This is a genomic window from Micromonospora psammae (assembly GCF_036902725.1).
Taxonomy (GTDB): Bacteria; Actinomycetota; Actinomycetes; order Mycobacteriales; family Micromonosporaceae; genus Micromonospora.
Window position 1 is genome coordinate 15,380 of the sequence record NZ_JBAKHM010000032.1, and the last position, 16,336, is coordinate 31,715.

General features: G+C 73.4%; 16 protein-coding genes. 7 read left to right on the plus strand and 9 right to left on the minus strand.

All coding sequences use genetic code 11. The features are described from left to right. Window positions 1-2: 2 nt before the first annotated feature. Together V6U79_RS26995 and V6U79_RS27000 are read right to left on the minus strand one after the other, a co-directional pair. Window positions 3-1,094, minus strand: coding sequence for a peptidoglycan-binding protein (locus V6U79_RS26995; RefSeq protein ID WP_334616320.1), 1,092 nt, complete (start codon window positions 1,092-1,094; stop codon window positions 3-5). Further along, window positions 1,091-1,621 (minus strand): hypothetical protein, encoded by a 531-nt coding sequence (locus tag V6U79_RS27000; RefSeq protein WP_334616322.1) that lies wholly within the window; start codon window positions 1,619-1,621, stop codon window positions 1,091-1,093. Before V6U79_RS27000 ends, V6U79_RS26995 begins: the two co-directional genes overlap by 4 nt. A gap of 129 nt (window positions 1,622-1,750) precedes the next feature. Here V6U79_RS27000 and V6U79_RS27005 point away from each other — a divergent pair, with 129 nt between their 5' ends. Together V6U79_RS27005 and V6U79_RS27010 are read left to right on the plus strand one after the other, a co-directional pair. Beyond that, window positions 1,751-2,407: a response regulator transcription factor gene (locus V6U79_RS27005; RefSeq protein WP_334616323.1), complete on the plus strand. Its 657-nt coding sequence runs from the start codon at window positions 1,751-1,753 to the stop codon at window positions 2,405-2,407. After that, window positions 2,404-3,558: a sensor histidine kinase gene (locus tag V6U79_RS27010; RefSeq protein ID WP_334616324.1), complete on the plus strand. Its 1,155-nt coding sequence runs from the start codon at window positions 2,404-2,406 to the stop codon at window positions 3,556-3,558. The genes V6U79_RS27005 and V6U79_RS27010 overlap by 4 nt, the downstream gene beginning before the upstream one ends. Before the next feature lie 13 nt (window positions 3,559-3,571). Here V6U79_RS27010 and V6U79_RS27015 read toward each other — a convergent pair whose 3' ends face one another. From V6U79_RS27015 to V6U79_RS27030, 4 genes are all read right to left on the minus strand, one after another. Further along, the gene (locus V6U79_RS27015; RefSeq protein ID WP_334616351.1) at window positions 3,572-4,015 is read right to left on the minus strand and encodes a nucleoside deaminase; all 444 of its coding nucleotides are present in this window, start codon (window positions 4,013-4,015) and stop codon (window positions 3,572-3,574) included. A gap of 205 nt (window positions 4,016-4,220) precedes the next feature. Beyond that, window positions 4,221-4,748: a tRNA adenosine deaminase-associated protein gene (locus V6U79_RS27020; protein ID WP_334531621.1), complete on the minus strand. Its 528-nt coding sequence runs from the start codon at window positions 4,746-4,748 to the stop codon at window positions 4,221-4,223. A 118-nt stretch (window positions 4,749-4,866) separates the two neighbouring features. Next, window positions 4,867-5,034 carry a hypothetical protein gene (locus V6U79_RS27025; RefSeq protein ID WP_165942613.1) on the minus strand — a complete coding sequence of 56 codons (168 nt, stop codon included), beginning with the start codon at window positions 5,032-5,034 and terminating at the stop codon, window positions 4,867-4,869. 73 nt (window positions 5,035-5,107) lie between these two features. Then, the gene (locus V6U79_RS27030; protein WP_442933827.1) at window positions 5,108-5,500 is read right to left on the minus strand and encodes a hypothetical protein; all 393 of its coding nucleotides are present in this window, start codon (window positions 5,498-5,500) and stop codon (window positions 5,108-5,110) included. Between the two features lie 77 nt (window positions 5,501-5,577). On the opposite strand from V6U79_RS27030, the gene V6U79_RS27035 reads away from it, so the two are divergent. From V6U79_RS27035 to V6U79_RS27045, 3 genes are all read left to right on the plus strand, one after another. Then, on the plus strand, window positions 5,578-6,333 hold the full coding sequence (locus tag V6U79_RS27035; RefSeq protein ID WP_334616326.1) for a M23 family metallopeptidase: 756 nt from the start codon (window positions 5,578-5,580) through the stop codon (window positions 6,331-6,333). Between the two features lie 170 nt (window positions 6,334-6,503). Then, window positions 6,504-9,401 carry a glycosyl hydrolase gene (locus V6U79_RS27040; RefSeq protein ID WP_334616327.1) on the plus strand — a complete coding sequence of 966 codons (2,898 nt, stop codon included), beginning with the start codon at window positions 6,504-6,506 and terminating at the stop codon, window positions 9,399-9,401. 74 nt (window positions 9,402-9,475) lie between these two features. Then, complete coding sequence (locus V6U79_RS27045; RefSeq protein WP_334616328.1) at window positions 9,476-10,546, plus strand: PHP domain-containing protein; 1,071 nt, start codon at window positions 9,476-9,478, stop codon at window positions 10,544-10,546. Between the two features lie 16 nt (window positions 10,547-10,562). Here V6U79_RS27045 and V6U79_RS27050 read toward each other — a convergent pair whose 3' ends face one another. After that, window positions 10,563-11,546, minus strand: coding sequence for a DMT family transporter (locus V6U79_RS27050; protein ID WP_334616329.1), 984 nt, complete (start codon window positions 11,544-11,546; stop codon window positions 10,563-10,565). A gap of 115 nt (window positions 11,547-11,661) precedes the next feature. Between V6U79_RS27050 and V6U79_RS27055 the strand changes: the two genes are divergently transcribed. Both V6U79_RS27055 and V6U79_RS27060 read left to right on the plus strand, forming a co-directional pair. Beyond that, window positions 11,662-12,261 carry a Uma2 family endonuclease gene (locus V6U79_RS27055; RefSeq protein ID WP_334616330.1) on the plus strand — a complete coding sequence of 200 codons (600 nt, stop codon included), beginning with the start codon at window positions 11,662-11,664 and terminating at the stop codon, window positions 12,259-12,261. A 52-nt stretch (window positions 12,262-12,313) separates the two neighbouring features. Beyond that, window positions 12,314-13,984: a DUF885 domain-containing protein gene (locus V6U79_RS27060; RefSeq protein ID WP_334616331.1), complete on the plus strand. Its 1,671-nt coding sequence runs from the start codon at window positions 12,314-12,316 to the stop codon at window positions 13,982-13,984. 64 nt (window positions 13,985-14,048) lie between these two features. On the opposite strand, the gene V6U79_RS27065 is transcribed toward V6U79_RS27060, so the two are convergent. Both V6U79_RS27065 and V6U79_RS27070 read right to left on the minus strand, forming a co-directional pair. Further along, complete coding sequence (locus tag V6U79_RS27065) at window positions 14,049-15,629, minus strand: DUF6114 domain-containing protein (RefSeq protein ID WP_334616332.1); 1,581 nt, start codon at window positions 15,627-15,629, stop codon at window positions 14,049-14,051. A gap of 81 nt (window positions 15,630-15,710) precedes the next feature. Next, the gene (locus V6U79_RS27070; RefSeq protein ID WP_334616333.1) at window positions 15,711-16,307 is read right to left on the minus strand and encodes a DUF6230 family protein; all 597 of its coding nucleotides are present in this window, start codon (window positions 16,305-16,307) and stop codon (window positions 15,711-15,713) included. Window positions 16,308-16,336: the final 29 nt, after the last annotated feature.

Here is a 16,336-nt window from a genome sequence, read left to right on the forward strand (position 1 = left end):
GGTCACGTCGGCACCCCCACGGTGGTGCCCTCGGCGAGGCCCTCGCCGGTGATCTCGACCCGGCCGCCGGCGAAGAGCCCGGTCCGTACGGCGACGATCCGGGTGGCGGCGCCGTCGACGACCTGGACGCCGTAGCCGCCCTCGGCCAGCGCGAGCAGCGCAGTCACCGGGACGGTCAGCACGCCCTCGCGTTCGGCGGCGGTGAAGGTGACCCGGGCCGAGGCGTGGTCGAAGCCGGCGAGGGCCTTCGGGTCGCCGACCGTCACGGTCACCTCGACCTTCGTCTCGGCCTCCGCGGACTGTCCGGTGCCGCCGCCGGAGCCGGTCGTGATGACGGTCTCCACCTTGCTGATCTTCCCGGCCACCCGCCTGCCGTCGGGGAGGACCACCTGCACGGTGGCGCCCCGCCGGGCCAGCCGCTGGTCGTCGACGTCCAGCTCCACGGTGACCAACCGGCTGGTCCCGGTGTACGTCAGCACCGCCTGGCCGGGCTGCACCGCGTCGCCCACCTCGGCCTGGTGGGCGGCGACCCGGACCGGGCCGTCGGCGTACCGGATCCGGCCCGGGTCGACCCGGCCGGTCTCCGGCAGGCCCAGGTCCTCCTGCCAGTCCCGGACCGCGTCGGCGGTGTCGCCGGTGTACTCGTCGTCGACGGTGAAGCCCGCGTAGCCGAACGCCTTGAGGTTGCGCTCGAACTGCTTCACGTCGGCGCCCTCGACCCCGGGGGCGAGCTCCCGGTACGCGGGCAGCCGCCCGTACAGGAGCACCACCGGCCCGGCGTCGACGGTGTAGAGCGCCCGGCCCCGCGTGACGGTGGCGCCGGTGGCGGGCAGCGCGGTGATCGTCCCCGCCAGCCGGCTGGTGGCGGTGCGGGTCGCCCCGTACCCGAGTTCCCCGTCGGCGGTCTCGGCGTCGGCCAGGGTCTGCCGGGTGACCGCGGCGGTGGCCGGCGGGGCGGTGTCCGCGACCGCGGCGTCCCCGCCCGAACCGCCACCGACACCGACGGCGGCGACCACGCCCAGCGCGCCGACCAGCAGCACGGTCGCGCCGACCGCCAGGGCGCGTAGCCGCGGGCGGCGAGCGAAGCGGCTCACTGGCCGCCGCCGAGCTGCGGGGCGTACCGCTGGCACGTCTCCAGCGCGGTCTTCATGGTGGGATCGTCCGGCTTGATCCCGCCGCTGCCCGGCCGGATCTGGATCCGGCCGCCGGCGTCCGGGTCGGGGAAGTCCGGCACCCCGTTCTCCCGCATGCACTTCGCCAGGTTCCGCAGCTGCTCGGTCTGCTCGGCGTTCAGCTGGGGGGCCTGGCCGCCGTTGGGCAGCAGGTTCCGGCACTTCTCCATGGCCTGCTCGACCTGCTGCGGGTCGGTGCCCTCGGCGAACCGGAACGCCGGTCCGCCGCCGGCCTGCGGGTCGGGCATGTCGACCCCGTTCTCCCGCATGCACCGGGCGAACTCGAGCTGGCGGTCCGGGTCGCTCAGGGCGGCGCCGGTCGCCGCGGCGCTGGGCGGCGCGCCACCACCACCGGCGGTCGCCACCGCCGCGCCGTCGGCCGGGTCGCCGCAGCCGGCGAGCGCCAGGGCGAGCAGCACCGGCAGCGCGAGCATTCGTCGTCGCATCATGGTCCGCTTCCTCTCCGGGTCCGGCGCGGTCCGCCGGACGTTGCGACCCAGTTGACCCGGGTGTCGGTATCCGGGGCGTAACCGCGGCCGTTAACGGCGGCGTTATCCGAGGCCGGGCACCATGGACCGGTGCGAGTGCTGGTGGTGGAGGACGAGCCGGTCCTGGCGAACGCCGTCGCGGAGTGGCTGCGGCGCGAGGCGTTCGCCGTCGACGTCGCGTACGACGGCGACGCGGCGCTGGAACGCCTCGGGGTGAACGAGTACGCCGTGGTGGTGCTCGACCGGGACCTGCCGGTGGTGCACGGCGACGACGTGTGCCGGGCGATCGTGGCGGCCGGCGGGGAGACCCGGGTGCTGATGCTCACCGCCGCGGCGGCCGTCCGGGAACGGGTGGCCGGGCTGGCGCTCGGCGCCGACGACTACCTGCCGAAGCCGTTCGCCCTGGTCGAGCTCTCCGCCCGGGTGCACGCGCTGACCCGGCGCGCCCGTCCGGCCGTCCCGCCGACGCTGGTCCGGGCCGGCATCGTCGCCGATCCGGCCCGCCGGGAGGTGCACCGGGACGGCCGGTACGTGCCGCTGTCCCGCAAGGAGTTCGCGGTCCTGGTCGAGCTGCTGCGGGCCGAGGGGGCGGTGGTCTCGGCGGAGGATCTGCTGGAGCGGGCCTGGGACGAGCACATCGACCCCTTCACCAACGTGGTCCGGGTGACGATGATGAAGCTGCGCCGCAAGCTCGGCGACCCCTCGGTGATCGAGACGGTGCCCGGAGCGGGGTACCGGATCCGATGACCCGACTGACCATCCGGGCCCGGCTCACGCTGATCTACGGAGGGCTCTTTCTGCTGGCCGGCGTGGTGCTGCTCGCCGTGACGTACGTCCTGGTCGACCAGCGGATGCCGCAACCGTTCGGGGTGAAGCTGGACGACGTCCCCCAGGTCCGGCCGATGCCCGGCATCCCGGCCGGCGACCAGGACAACCTGCGCCGGCTGGTCCTCGAGGTGCAGAGCGAGGCGAAGCGCAACGCCCTGGAGTCGCTGCTCACCCAGGGCGGGATCGCGCTGGTGCTGGTCTCTGCGGCGGCGATCGCGTTCGGCTGGCTGCTCGCCGGCCGGGCGCTACAACCGCTGCACCAGATCACCGGCACCGCCCGCCGGATCGCCGGCGCGGACACCGCCGGGCGCGGCCTGCACGAGCGGATCGCCCTCGCCGGACCCCGGGACGAGGTTCGCGAGCTGGCCGACACGTTCGACGAGATGCTGGAACGGCTGGACCGTTCGTTCGACGGCCAGCGGCGGTTCGTGGCGAACGCCTCACACGAGCTGCGTACCCCGCTGGCGCTGAACCGGGCGCTGGTGGAGCTGGCGGTGACCCGGCCGGACGCCTCGCCGGACACCCGCCAGCTCGGGGAGTCGCTGCTGGCGGTGAACGAGCGGCACGAGCGGCTGATCGAGGGGCTGCTCACCCTCGCCGACTCGGAGTCCGAGCTGACCGACCGGTCCTCGGTGGACCTGGCCGAGGTGGCCGGCTACGTGATCGACCAGGTGGCCCCGCCGGAGGGCATCCCTGTGCACCGGGAGCTGGCCCCGGCCCGGACCGTCGGCGACCCGGTGCTGCTGGAACGACTCACCGTCAACCTGGTGGAGAACGCGCTGCGGCACAACCTGCCCGCCGACGGCCGGGTGGAGGTACGCACCGGCCTGGTCGACGGCCGGCCCACGTTGACGGTCGGTAACACCGGCCCGGTGGTCCCCGGTTACGACCTGGAGACCATCTTCCAGCCGTTCCGCCGGCTGGCCCGGGAGCGGACGGCCGGCACCCGCGGCTTCGGCCTGGGCCTGTCGATCGTCCGCGCGGTGGCCCGCGCCCACCACGGCACCGTCGAGGCGCAGCCCCGCGACGGCGGCGGCCTGACGGTCACGGTCACCCTGCCGGCGCCCTGACGACGCCGGGCGGTCAGCGGAAGAAGGCGCGCAGCACCGCGGCGTTCTCCGCCTCCAGCACCCCGCCGTACACCTCGGGTCGGTGGGTGGCGCGGAGGTCGCGCAGCACGTCCCAGAGCGACCCCACCGCCCCGGTCTTCGGCTCCCAGGCGCCGAAGACCACCGTGGAGATCCGGGCCAGCCCGATCGCCCCCGCGCACATCGTGCAGGGCTCCAGGGTGACCACCAGGGTGCAGTCCTCGAGCCGCCAGCGGCCCAACCGTTCGGCGGCCCGGCGCAGCGCCAGCACCTCGGCGTGCGCGGTCGGGTCCCCGGTCAGCTCCCGCTCGTTGCGGCCGACGGCCAGTTCGGCGCCGTCCGGGCCGTAGACGACGGCCCCCACCGGCACGTCGTCGACGGTCACGGCGTCGCCGTCCGGCTCCGGGCCGGTGACCGCGATCTCCAGCGCCCGGCGCATCCACAGCTCGTGCCGCTGCCGGCGGCCCAGCTCGCCCGGATCGGCCAGCCCCTCGTGGGCGCCGGGCCCGACCCGGCCCGCCGCGCCGGGGGTGGGATACCCGGGGCGTACGGTCCCCAGCGCGGGGTCGGTCGCGTCGGCCGGTTCGGCGGCCCCGGTCGACGGCGAGCCGCCGCCGGACAGGTGCGGCCCGGAGGACGGCGGGTCAGACCTCACGGAGCTCCTCGACCTCGTCGCCGCAGCCCAGCACCGCGCAGATCTCGGCGGTGACGTCGGCGGGGAGCATCCCCTCGTGGCCGCAGAGCGCGAGCAGCTTCTGGGCCGGGATGCCCAGGTCGGCCAGGAGGTCGGCGTCACCGACCGGGTCGGCCTCCGGGTCCACCGCCGGCTGGTCGGTCTCCTCGTCGCCGCCGGCCGCCGGGCGGGGCTCGTCGACCTCCTCCAGCCCGGTGACCGAGGTCTTGAGGTCGCCGATGAGCAGCGCCCCCAGCCGGGACTCCTCGGCGTACGCGGAGTCGGAGCCGAAGACCCGCAGGTCCTCCCCCTCGTCCAGGCGCAGGATCACCAGATAGGCGTCGTCGGCCTCGACGAAGAGCAGCGACAGGTCGGCGTCCGGCTCGACGTCGCGCAGCCGGTCGGCCACGTCGTCGATGTCGGTGGCGCCCCGCAGGTTCACCTCGGCGGCGCTCCAGCCGCCCTCGTCGCGCACCACGGCGGCAGCGAAGTACGACACGGTCCCCCCAAAGGCTTCGGCACAGCACGCCGACTCGTTACGCGTGCACGTTAACCGGTCGGGTCGGCAGGCGACCGGTCAACGCCCCGAAGGACCGGTCAATCCTGGAAAAGTCTGTTCAGCCCGCGACGCGGCGGCGGGTGGCGATGAGCTGCCGCAGCCGCTCGGTGCGCTCCCGCTGCGGCCGCTCGCGCTGTCGTACCGCGCGGGCCCCCGCCAACTCGGCGAGAATCTGCAGGCGGCGACGGCTGCGCTCCGGGTCGAGCCGCGGGGTGGTCCAGGCCATACCGCAAAGCGTCCCCAGTCACAGCGGGTACGTCAAGATGGCGTTCGAAGCGAAGCCGGGCGATGACGCAGCGTCACCACATCGGCCAGTCCGCGCTGGTCGCCCAGCGCACCACCACGACCGCGAACGCGATGCTCGCACCACCCGCTGTGACGATCGCCACCCCGGCGGCGACCCCGCGGTCGCCGTGCCGGACGAGCACCAGCGCGGCCAGCCAGGCCACCGCGACGGCGACGACGGTCCACCAGGCGTAGCCGGGCACGTCCCGGCCGAGCAGGCCGAAGAGCAGCAGCCAGGCCGCGGCGAGCGCGGCACCGGCGGCGACCCCGCCGCCGGTGACCGGGTGCGGTTCGCGCCAGGTCGGCCGGGGCGGCGGGCCGGCCGGGAAGAGTCCCGACGGGATGCGCGGCAGGTGGCCGGGGTGGTTGGTCACCGGTTCGGCCGGGAAGGCGGGTCGACCGTTCATCGCCGTCACTGCTCCCGTTCTCGGACCGTTGCTGCCGGGGGGCCACCCCCACCGTATCGGTCTGTCAGGATGGCCGGATGTCGTCGCGATCGATCGGGTGCCACACGCGTCCGGCGTACCCGGTGCTGGTGCTCGTCGCGGCGGCGCTGCTCGCCGGCTGCGGGACGGCCGGTCGGCCGGTCGCCGCGCCGAGCGCGGTCTGGGACGGCCCGAGCGGGGCGGCCACCGCCGGGCAGCCGGCCGCCACGGCCGTCGCGCCGACGCCGCCTGCCCGGTCGCCGTCACCGTCGGTCACGCCGAGCGGGGCCCAGCCACGCCGGGTCTTCCCGGTTCCCGCCCGGAAGGTCGCCTACCACCCGACGCACTCGGCGTACCCGGGTACGGACATCTTCGCCGACTGCGGTGAGCCGTTCGTGGCGGTGACCGACGGGACGGTGCTGGAGGTGAGCCGGGTGGACCGGTTCGACCGGCGGGGCCCGAGGGGGCCGCACAACGGTGGGTTGTCGGTGTCGCTGCTCGGCGACGACGGCGTGCGGTACTACGGCTCGCACCTGCGGGTGGTCCGCGCCGGGGTGGACGCCGGGGTCCGGGTGCGGGCCGGGCAGCAGCTCGGCGAGGTGGGCCGGACGGGTAACGCGAACAACGTCTGCCATCTCCATTTCGGGCTCTCGCCGAAGTGCACGGGGCGCGACGACTGGTGGATCCGGCGCGGCGTGGTCTGGCCGGCGAAGTACCTGGATTCGTGGCGTGACCGCGGCAACCGCTCGCCGGCCGCCGAGGTGGCCGCGTGGGAGCGCAGGCACGGCTGCCCAGCGGCACCGCGCGGCAACTGAGCAGGGCGACCGCCGGGCGCGGCGATGGGCTCGTCATCCGCTCGACATATTGACGAAGTGTTATCAACCGGTTAACGTCCGGAGGAGAGAGAGCGCTCTCTCACCTAACAAGACTCCTAATTCCGGCGAACCGCGCGGTCGGCTCGTACGTCGACCCCGCTGGAGGAACGATGACACCTCCCGTCCCGCCCCGCCGCACCCGCTGGGTGCTCGCCACCACCACCGCCCTCACCGTCCTCGTCGGCGGCCTGACCTTCGCCACCACCACCGGCACCGCCGAGGCCGCCCCCGTCGGCGCCGGCAGCTACACCACCGACCCGGTGGGCCCGCTCCCCTCCGGCTGCGGCGCGATGTCCACCAACCCCCGGCAGTTCGCCACCGCCAACGCGCCGGCCGGCCCGGTCCCCACCAACGACTGGTGGTCGTCGCTGCTGTGGAAGCGGACCAACTGCGCGTACAGCGAGCCGCTGCACGCGCATCCGGTCTCCTACCAGCCCTTCGGCGACGGCCTCGGCTTCTCCGCCACCTCCACCCCGACGATCAGCGGCACCGCGACCGGCGTCGGCGAGTACAAGTACGCCTACTCCGAGGACATCCGGGTCGGCGTCAGCGGGCTCGGCGCCCCCGTCGTCAAGGTCGACGGCTGGACCGACTGGACGGTCAGCCCGCACTGGAGCGACGGCACCCGCACCCTGCGCGCCACCATCGGTCACGGCCTTCCGTTCGCGTACTTCCAGACCAGCGGCGGCGACGCCCTGATCAACCCGACCGGCGGCAGCCCCACCGTCTGGTCCAACAGCGGCGCCACCATCGGCTTCACCGTCAAGGGCCACGACTACGTCGCCTACGCCCCCACCGGCGCCACCTGGACCGTCCAGAACGGACGAATCACCTCCGCGCTGGCCGGCCGGGGCTACTTCTCGGTCGCCCTGCTGCCCACCACGCCGGCCACCGGCGCCACCGCCCGCGCCGAGCTGGCGGCCACCTTCGGTCGGTACGCCCACGCCCACGTCACCGGCACCCGGGTCTCCTACTCGTACGACCCGGCGAGCAGCACCGTGCAGACCACGTACGGCTTCACCACCACGCCCCGGGAGGGCACCACCACCCAGACGGTGGTGAGTCTCTACCCGCACCAGTGGAAGTCGCTGACCGGCTCCACCCCGCTCAGCCCGACCTACCCGTCGGCGCGCGGCCGGATGAAGGTGCTCACCGGCGTCGGCGAGTTCCGCACCTCGATGCGGTACCACGGGGTGCTGCCGGAGCTGCCGGCCGTCGCCACCGGCGCCGGGGCCGACCTGACCCAGCTCCGGGAGCAGTTGGCGGCGGTGCGGGGCAACCCGATGGACCAGCGCGGCACCGACACCTACTGGACCGGCAAGGGGCTCGGTCGGGCCGCCCGGATCGCCGAGATCGCCGACCTGGTCGGCGACACGGAGACCCGGACCGCCGCGCTGAACGCCATCCGCACCACCCTGAACGACTGGTTCACCGCGGCGCCCGGCAAGACCGCCAAGGTCTTCTACTACGACCGGAACTGGGGCACCCTGATCGGCTACCCGGCGTCGTACGGGTCCGACCAGGAACTCAACGACCACCACTTCCACTACGGCTACTTCATCGCGGCGGCCGCCACGCTGGCCAAGTTCGACCCGGCCTGGGCCACCAACGACCGGTACGGCGGCATGGTCGACCTGCTCATCCGGGACGCCAACAACTACAGCCGCGCCGACACCCGCTTCCCGTACCTGCGCGACTTCGACATCTACGCCGGCCACGACTGGGCCTCCGGGCACGGCTCCTTCGCCTCCGGCAACAACCAGGAGTCGTCGTCGGAGGGGATGAACTTCGCCAACGCCCTCATCCAGTGGGGACAGGCGACCGGCAACACCGCCGTACGCGACGCCGGTGTCTTCATGTACACCACCCAGGCGGCGGCGATCCAGGAGTACTGGTTCGACGTCGACGACGAGAACTTCCCGGCGGGGTTCGGGCACTCCACGGTCGGCATGGTCTGGGGCGACGGCGGCGCGTACGCCACCTGGTTCACCGCCGAGCCGGAGATGATCCAGGGCATCAACATGCTCCCGGTCACCGGCGGCCACCTCTACCTGGGCTACCGCCCGGCCTACAACCGGACGAACTACGCCGAACTCGTCCGCAACAACGGCGGGGAACCCACCGTCTGGCAGGACATCCTCTGGCAGTTCCTGGCCCTCGGGGACCCGGACGCGGCGCTGGCGAAGCTGCGCGCCAACCCCGGCTACACCCCGGAGGAGGGCGAGAGCCGGGCGCACACCTTCCACTGGATCCGCAACCTCGCCGCGTTGGGTCAGGTGGACACCGGGGTCACCGCCAACCATCCGCTGGCCGCGGTCTTCCAACGCAACGGCGCCCGCACCTACGTGGCGAGCAACATCACCGCCGCCCCGCTGACCGTGAACTTCTCCGACGGCACCCGGCTCACGGTGGCGGCCGGCAGGACGGCGACCACCGGGGCGTACACGTGGAGCGGCGGCAGCGCGGGCGGCGGCACCAACCCGACCCCGCCCCCGACCGACCCGACCCCGACGCCGCCGCCGACCACGCCGCCGCCGAGCGGCTCGCCGACGCGGTACCTGCTGCCCGGTGGCGGCCTGGGGGCGGCCGGCAGCGCGGCGACCGCCACGGTGGCCGGCGCCGGCGGCGCCAACCACGACGGCACGCCGACCAACCCCCTGGTGTTCACCACGACCGGCCTGAACCTCGCCCACGCCGGCGGGCAGACCACGTTCGACCTGTTCCTCGACGCCGGCCCGGCGGTCGGCAACGGGGTGCAGGCCCGGGTGTCGTACGACCTGACCGGGAACGGGAGCTTCGACCGGGTGGAGACGTACCGGTACTTCGCCACCGACCCGGTCACCGGCTACGAGCACTACACGCAGAACGCCGGGCTGCTCTCCGCCGTCGGCAGCCTGGGCAACCTCTCCAACGGCACGGTGAAGGTGGAGGTCTGGTCCGCCATCGGCGCCAACCCGACCACCCTCGGCATCGGTGACCGGTCCTTCGTCAAGCTGCCGTACGCCTGATCCCACCCACCCACCACCAGCCCGCGCCGCCGGTCGTCCCGCGACCGGCGGCGCGGGCGCGTAGTTTGCAGGGCATGAGCGCCCGGGATGCCATCGCCGACCTGCGCCGGATCGCGTTCCTGCTGGAACGGGCGAACGAGGCCACCTACCGGGTCCGGGCGTTCCGGTCGGCGGCGAAGGCGCTCGGCGCGCTGCCGGCGAAGGAGCTGGCCGAGCGGGCCCGCACCGGCAAGCTCACCGAGCTGCCCGGGGTGGGCGACGTGACAGCCCGCTGCGTGGCCGAGTCGCTGGCCGGTGAGGAGCCGGTCTACCTGCGCCGGCTGGTCGCCACCGAGGGCAGCGACCTGGACGCCGAGGCCACCGCGCTGCGTACCGCGCTGCGCGGGGACTGCCACACCCACTCCGACTGGTCCGACGGCGGGTCGCCGATCGAGGAGATGGCGCTCGCCGCGGTCGAGCTGGGCCACGAGTACGTGGTGCTGACCGACCATTCACCCCGGCTCAAGGTGGCCCGCGGCCTCACCGCGGACCGGCTGCGTCGGCAGCTCGACCACGTGGCGGCGGTCAACGAGGCGCTGCCGGCGGGCTTCCGCATCCTCACCGGCATCGAGGTGGACATCCTCGCCGACGGCTCCCTCGACCAGGACGAGGAGCTGCTGGCCCGGCTCGACGTGGTGGTCGGCTCGGTGCACAGCGGGCTGAACGACGAGCGGGCGAAGATGACCCGCCGGATGCTCGCCGCGATCGCCAACCCGCACCTGGACATCCTCGGCCACTGCACCGGGCGGATGGTCTCCTCGCGCCCGGCAGGGGTGAAGGGGCCGGGCGACCGGGCGCACCGGGCGCGTACCCGGGCGGAGAGCGACTTCGACGCGGACGCCGTCTTCGCCGCCTGCGCCGAGCACGACGTGGCCGTCGAGATCAACTCCCGGCCGGAGCGGCAGGACCCGCCGAAGCGGCTGATCCGCCGGGCGCTGGAGGCGGGCTGCCGGTTCTCGATCAGCACCGACGCGCACGCCCCCGGTCAGCTGGACTGGCAGCGGTTCGGCTGCGAGCGGGCCGCCCGCTGCGGCGTCCCGGCCGACCGGGTGGTCAACAGCTGGCCGGCGGACCGCCTGGTGCAGTGGACCCGGGCGCGGGGCTGACCCACGCCAGGGCGGCTCAGCGGCGGGACGCCGGCTCGACCGTCGGTACGGCGGGCGCGGCCACCCCGACCGCCGCGCGCGGCCGGCGCCGGCCGACCAGGCCCTGCGCCACCGCGACCCCGAGCAGCACGATCAGCGCACCGACCGGCTGGTGCCAGTTGAGCCGCTCGCCGAGCACCGCCGCGCCGATGAGCACCGCGAAGATCGGGATCAGGTAGGTCACCGTGGAGGCGGTGCTCGCCCCGGCCACCCGGATGTTGCGCATGTGGATCACGAAGGCCAGGCCGGTGCCGAGCGCGCCGAGCGCCAGCACACTGCCCACCACCTCGGCGGAGAGGCCGGTCGGGACCGGCGGGGCGCCGGCCGCCAGCGGCGCGACCACGGCGAGCTGGAGCGCCGCGACCAGCAGCTGCGCGGTGGAGAGCGAGAGACCGGAGTGCGCGCTGCCGGCGAGGAACTTCTTCTGGTACGGAATGGCCACGCCGTAGCAGGCCGCCGCGCCGAAGCACATCAGCTGGCCGGTGAAGTGCGCCCCGCCGACGCCCTCCCAGACGCCGAGCACCACCAGCACGCCGACGAAGCCCAGCCCGAGCCCGACCGCGCGGCGCGTGGTCAGCCGCTCGGTGCGGAAGACCAGCACCGCCAGCGGCAGCACGATCAGCGGGGTGGTGGCGTTCCAGATCCCGGCGAGCATCGACTCGACCCGCTGTTCGCCGTAGCCGAACAGGGTGAACGGAATGGCCACGCCGAACGCGCCGACCACCACGAGGTGGGCCCAGATCCGGGGCTCGCGGGGCAGCCGGTCGCGGAGCAGGGCGAGCACCACCACCAGGGTCAGCGCGCCGGTGGCCACCCGGTAGAGGGTGAGGTGCAGCGGGTGCAGCTCCTCGACTCCGACCTTGATGAACAGGAAGCTCGAACCCCAGATGGCGGCGAGCGCGAGGAAACCCGGCAGCCAGCTGCGCAGCGCGGCACGGTCAGGAGCGGTATCCGGTTTCACCCCTGACACTCTGCCGCAGGGGTACGACGAAGTCCCGCGATATTCGGACGCCGTGTTCCGGACCACAGCAACCGACCTAAAGTGGAGGCGTTGACCAGTCGAGGAGGTGCGCACGATGGCTATGCCGGAGAGGTTCGACCCGCTCTTCGACTTCGACGGGCTCTGGACCACGGCGCTGGCAGACCGCTACCTCCCGCCGCGCGACCTCCCGGAGGCGCACTTCGAGTGCATCGACGGAAGGCTGGTCATGACCCCGGCGGAGGCAGGCGCGAACAGTTTCGGCGAGATAAAGCTCGCCCGACTCCTGGCGCCGGCGGCGGAGTCCGCCGGCCTGTACGTCTTCGGCCAGATCAATCTGACCTTCAGCCCACAGAGCTGGATCCAGCCCGATCTCACCGTTCTGCACACCCTGCCGAAGACCGACGACGAGGACCGCTGGGTACCGGTCCGGTACTGCACCCTGGCGGTGGAGTTCGTCTCACCGGCCAGCCGGCAGCAGGACTTCATGGACAAGCCGCAGCGCTGCGCCGAGGCCGGGGTGCCGTACTTCATGCGGGTGCAGATCACCCGCCGGATGCGCAACGTCTCGGTGGAACTCTTCACCAAGTGCGACTGGAGCGGTTACCAGATCTTGGCGGAGGCAACCGCCGGGCAACGGCTGAGGGCCGACGCGCCCTTCCCGATCGACTTCGACCCGGCCGAACTGCTCCCCTGAACACGGCAAACACGGTCGACATCCGCACCGGTTGGTCACGTAGGGTCGCAGCGTGGGACGAATCGATGACCTCGCGAACCGCTACGTGGCCGACTGGGCCCCGCTGAGCCCGACCGGCGCCACCTACGTCGGCATCGCCGGCTACGACGACCAGCTCGACGACCTCTCGCCCGCCGGCTACGCGGCCCGGGCCGACCTGACCCGGCGCACCCTCGCCGACCTCGACGTCACCGAGCCGGAGTCCGAGGCGGAACGGACCGCCAAGGAGGCCATGCAGGAGCGTCTCGGCCTGGACCTCGCCCGGTACGACGCCGGCGAGGTGACCAGCGAGGTCAACGTGATCTCCAGCGGCCTGCACGAAATCCGCATGGTCTTCGACCTGATGCCGGCCGAGGGTGAGGCCGAACGGGCCAACATCGCCGCCCGGCTCAACCGGTTCGCCTCGACGCTGGAGGGCTACAAGACCACGCTGCGCGAGGCGGCCGCCACCGGCCAGGTCAGCTCCAAGGTGCAGCTGGTCGAGGTGGCCAAGCAGTGCGACACCTGGACGGACCCGGACGGCGACAACTTCTTCCACGGCCTGGTGGAGCGGCTGGGCGCCGACGGCACGCTCGGCGCCGAGCTGCGCCGGGGGGCGGCCGCCGCCACCGCGGCGACCGCCGAGTTCGGTCGGTTCCTCCGCGACGAGCTGGCCCCGCACGGCCGGGAAAAGCAGGCCGCCGGCCGGGAACGGTACGAGCTGGCCTCGCAGTACTTCCTCGGCGCGAAGGTCGACCTCGACGAGACGTACGCGTGGGGTTTCGCGGAGCTGGCCCGCCTGGAGGCCGAGATGCGGACCGTTGCCGGACGCATCGCGGGTCCGGGCGCTACCGTCGACGAGGCCGTCGCGACCCTGGACGCCGACCCGGCCCGGACGATCCAGGGCAAGGAGGCGTTCCGGGACTGGATGCAGGCGCTGGCGGACAAGGCGATCAGCGAACTGCACGGCACCCACTTCGACATCCCGGAGCAGGTCCGGCAGATCGAGTGCTGCCTCGCCCCGACCAGCGACGGCGCGATCTACTACACCGGCCCGAGCGAGGACTTCTCCCGTCCGGGGCGGATGTGGTGGGCGGTGCCCCAGGGCATCACCGACTTCTCCACATGGCGTGAGGTGACCACGGTCTACCACGAGGGCGTGCCGGGCCACCACCTCCAGGTCGCGCAGACCGCGGTCCGGGCGGAGCTGCTCAACCGCTGGCAGCGGCTGCTGTGCTGGGTATCCGGGCACGGCGAGGGCTGGGCCCTCTACTCGGAGCGGCTGATGGACGAGCTGGGTTACCTGGAGGACCCGGGTGACAAGCTCGGCATGCTCGACGGGCAGGCGTTCCGGGCGGCCCGGGTGATCGTGGACATCGGCATGCACCTGGAGCTGGAGATCCCGAAGGACAACCCGTTCGGCTTCCACCCGGGCGAGCGCTGGACCCCGGAGCTGGGTTGGGAGTTCATGCGGGCGCACTGCCGGGTGCCGGACGAGAACCTGCGCTTCGAGCTGAACCGTTACCTCGGCTGGCCGGGTCAGGCCCCGTCGTACAAGGTGGGCGAGCGGATCTGGCTCCAGGCCCGCGAGGACGCGAAGGCCCGCAAGGGCGCCGACTTCGACCTCAAGGAGTTCCACCGCCAGGCGCTCGACCTCGGCTCGCTCGGCCTCGACCCGCTGCGCAAGGCGCTGGCCCGGCTCTGAGCTGTCGGGACCGGGGGCGGGCGGGACGGCCCGCCCCCGGTCACCGGTGGTGGTGGGACGGAGGTCAGGGAACGCTGAGCTCCAGCGAGGGCCGGGCGGTCAGCGTGTCGGACTCCACGAAGGCCAGGTCGATCACCGGGCTGGTGAAGGTGATCGGGATCGGCGAGGTGATCGGGATGCCGTCGGGGAACGGCAGGTCCGGGGTCAGGGTGATCTTGATGCCGAGCAGCCGGCCGACGAAGCGGGTGGCGTAGAACGACACGTCGCCCTGCACGGTCAGCCGGTCCGTGACGTACTGCTGGGCGCGGTCCGCCGGCCCGTCCGCCACCAGCTTGAAGTCGTCGGTGACCGCCTTGCGCATGCTGAACTTCAGCGCCTTGAGCGTCCCGTTCGCGGTCGGCAGGTCGACGATCCCCTCGAACCGCAGACCCGTCATGGTGACCTTGGAGCCGGTCAGCTTGGACGGCTTCTGCGCCACCCTCGGCTGCCCCGGCTCGGCGGCGATCCTCGGCATCAGCTCGCCCGCCTGGACGGTCCCGGGCCGGGTCGGCTTCGGCTTCGGGCAGGTGCCGGCGCGACGCGACGGCGTGCCGGTCGGCGTCGGCGTGCCGGTGGCGGTCGGGGTCGCGGCCGGCGTCGCGCTCGGCGTCGGGCTGGCCGACGGCGTCGCGGCGGGCTCGTTCCCCCCACCGGTCAGCAGGTCGCCGATGCCGCGGAGGAGATCGGTGATCAGGTTGCCGTCCGAGGTGGACTCGGGGGACGGGCTCGGGCTGGCCGACGGCGTCGAGGTACCCCGCCCCGCCGGGGCCGGCGGCGCGGACGCCTTGCCGGTCGGGGCGGACGCCTTGCCGGTCGGGGCGGACGCCTTGCCGGGCGGCGTCGGGCAGGCGGTCGAGGTCGGAGCGGCCGGCGTCGGCGGCGCGGCCCGCACAGGCGGCGGCTGGGTGACCGTCAGCCCACCGGCGGAGAGGCCGAGCACGACCAGCACCACCGCGAAGTACCGGGGATCCCGCGAGCCGCCCGGCGACCCGGTCGGGCCGGGGCCGGTGTGGGCGTCGCCGTCCGGGGGGTGACCGGGCCCGCCGTGCTCCTGCGGCGCGTAGCCGGGGGACGGGACCGGCCCCCGCTGCCGGGGGATGCCCCGCTCGTCGACCGGCAGCAGTTCGTCCTCCAACGTCGGGTCGTCCGGCCCGACGAGGGCCGGTGCGGGCGCCGCCGCGACCGCATCGGAGGCCGGGTCGGCAGGGGCGGGCCGGGCGATGGGCGTCCAGGCGAAACCGAGGGCGGCGCCGAGGATGCCGAGCAGCAGACCGACGAAGAAGCCGCCCAGGTTGAGGCCGATCAGCGAGTAGACCGCGGTGACCGCGGCGACGATCGAGTAGAACGGCCGCTGGGCCGGGCTGAACCAGAGCAGCAGTCCGCAGGTCACCAGGATGATCGGGATCAGCAGGGAGTAGAGCCCGGTGGATCCGCTGCTGAAACTCAGGCCGTTGAGCGTCATCCGGGTGGAGGCGAACATCTCCACGCCGGCCAGCGCGGTGAACAGGCCGCCCCAGAACGGCCGGCTGAGCCGCCAGCGACGGAAGGCCCGCCACAACTCGCCGGGGCCGCCGGGGCGGGCGTGTTGCGGATCAGGGGTTGTCACGTACTCCTCCTGAGCGGAGCTGAGGGATGAGGGACGGAGCCCGGGCCCGCGGCGGGTGAGCGCCGCGGGCCTCGGCTCAGCTCAGAAGCACTCCTTCGCGTCCGCCCCGATGTTGACCTTCAGGCGCAGGCCGACCAGGGTGAACGTGGAGGCGGTGGTGTAGCGGGACACCTGCTGGAGGTCGCGGATGGTGACCCGGTCCGCGTTCTGGCCGAAGGAGCCGGCCTCCGCCGTCGCGTTCAGCTCGGAGGCGTCCCGGCCGATCTTGATGTTGGTGAAGGTCGCGTTGCCCTCCAGGCTGTCCATGGCGATGAACAGGTCCTTGGCCCTCGCCGGCTCCTTGCCCTCACCGGCGTGGATGGTGAGCACCACCGGGATGCCCTTGGCGCGCACCGACTGGCAGAGCTTGTAGAGCTCGGCGCTCTCGATCTCGGCGAGGGCGATCGGGTGGACGGTGCCGCCCTTCTCCCGCACCTTGCCGCCGTACTGCTTGAAGCCGTCACCCTCCAGCCGCTCGGCGGCGATCTTGAAGGTCTGGCCGGAGACGGTGATGTCGGACGCGATCGCGCCGTTCTGCATGCCGAACAGGATGGCGCCGACGGCTGCGGTCGCCGGCACCATCATCGCGGCGAAACGCCGCCACCGGGTACGCCCCGGTCTGTAGATCCGATCCTGCACGGATTCCTCCTCGGTGGGGGCGGTGCTCT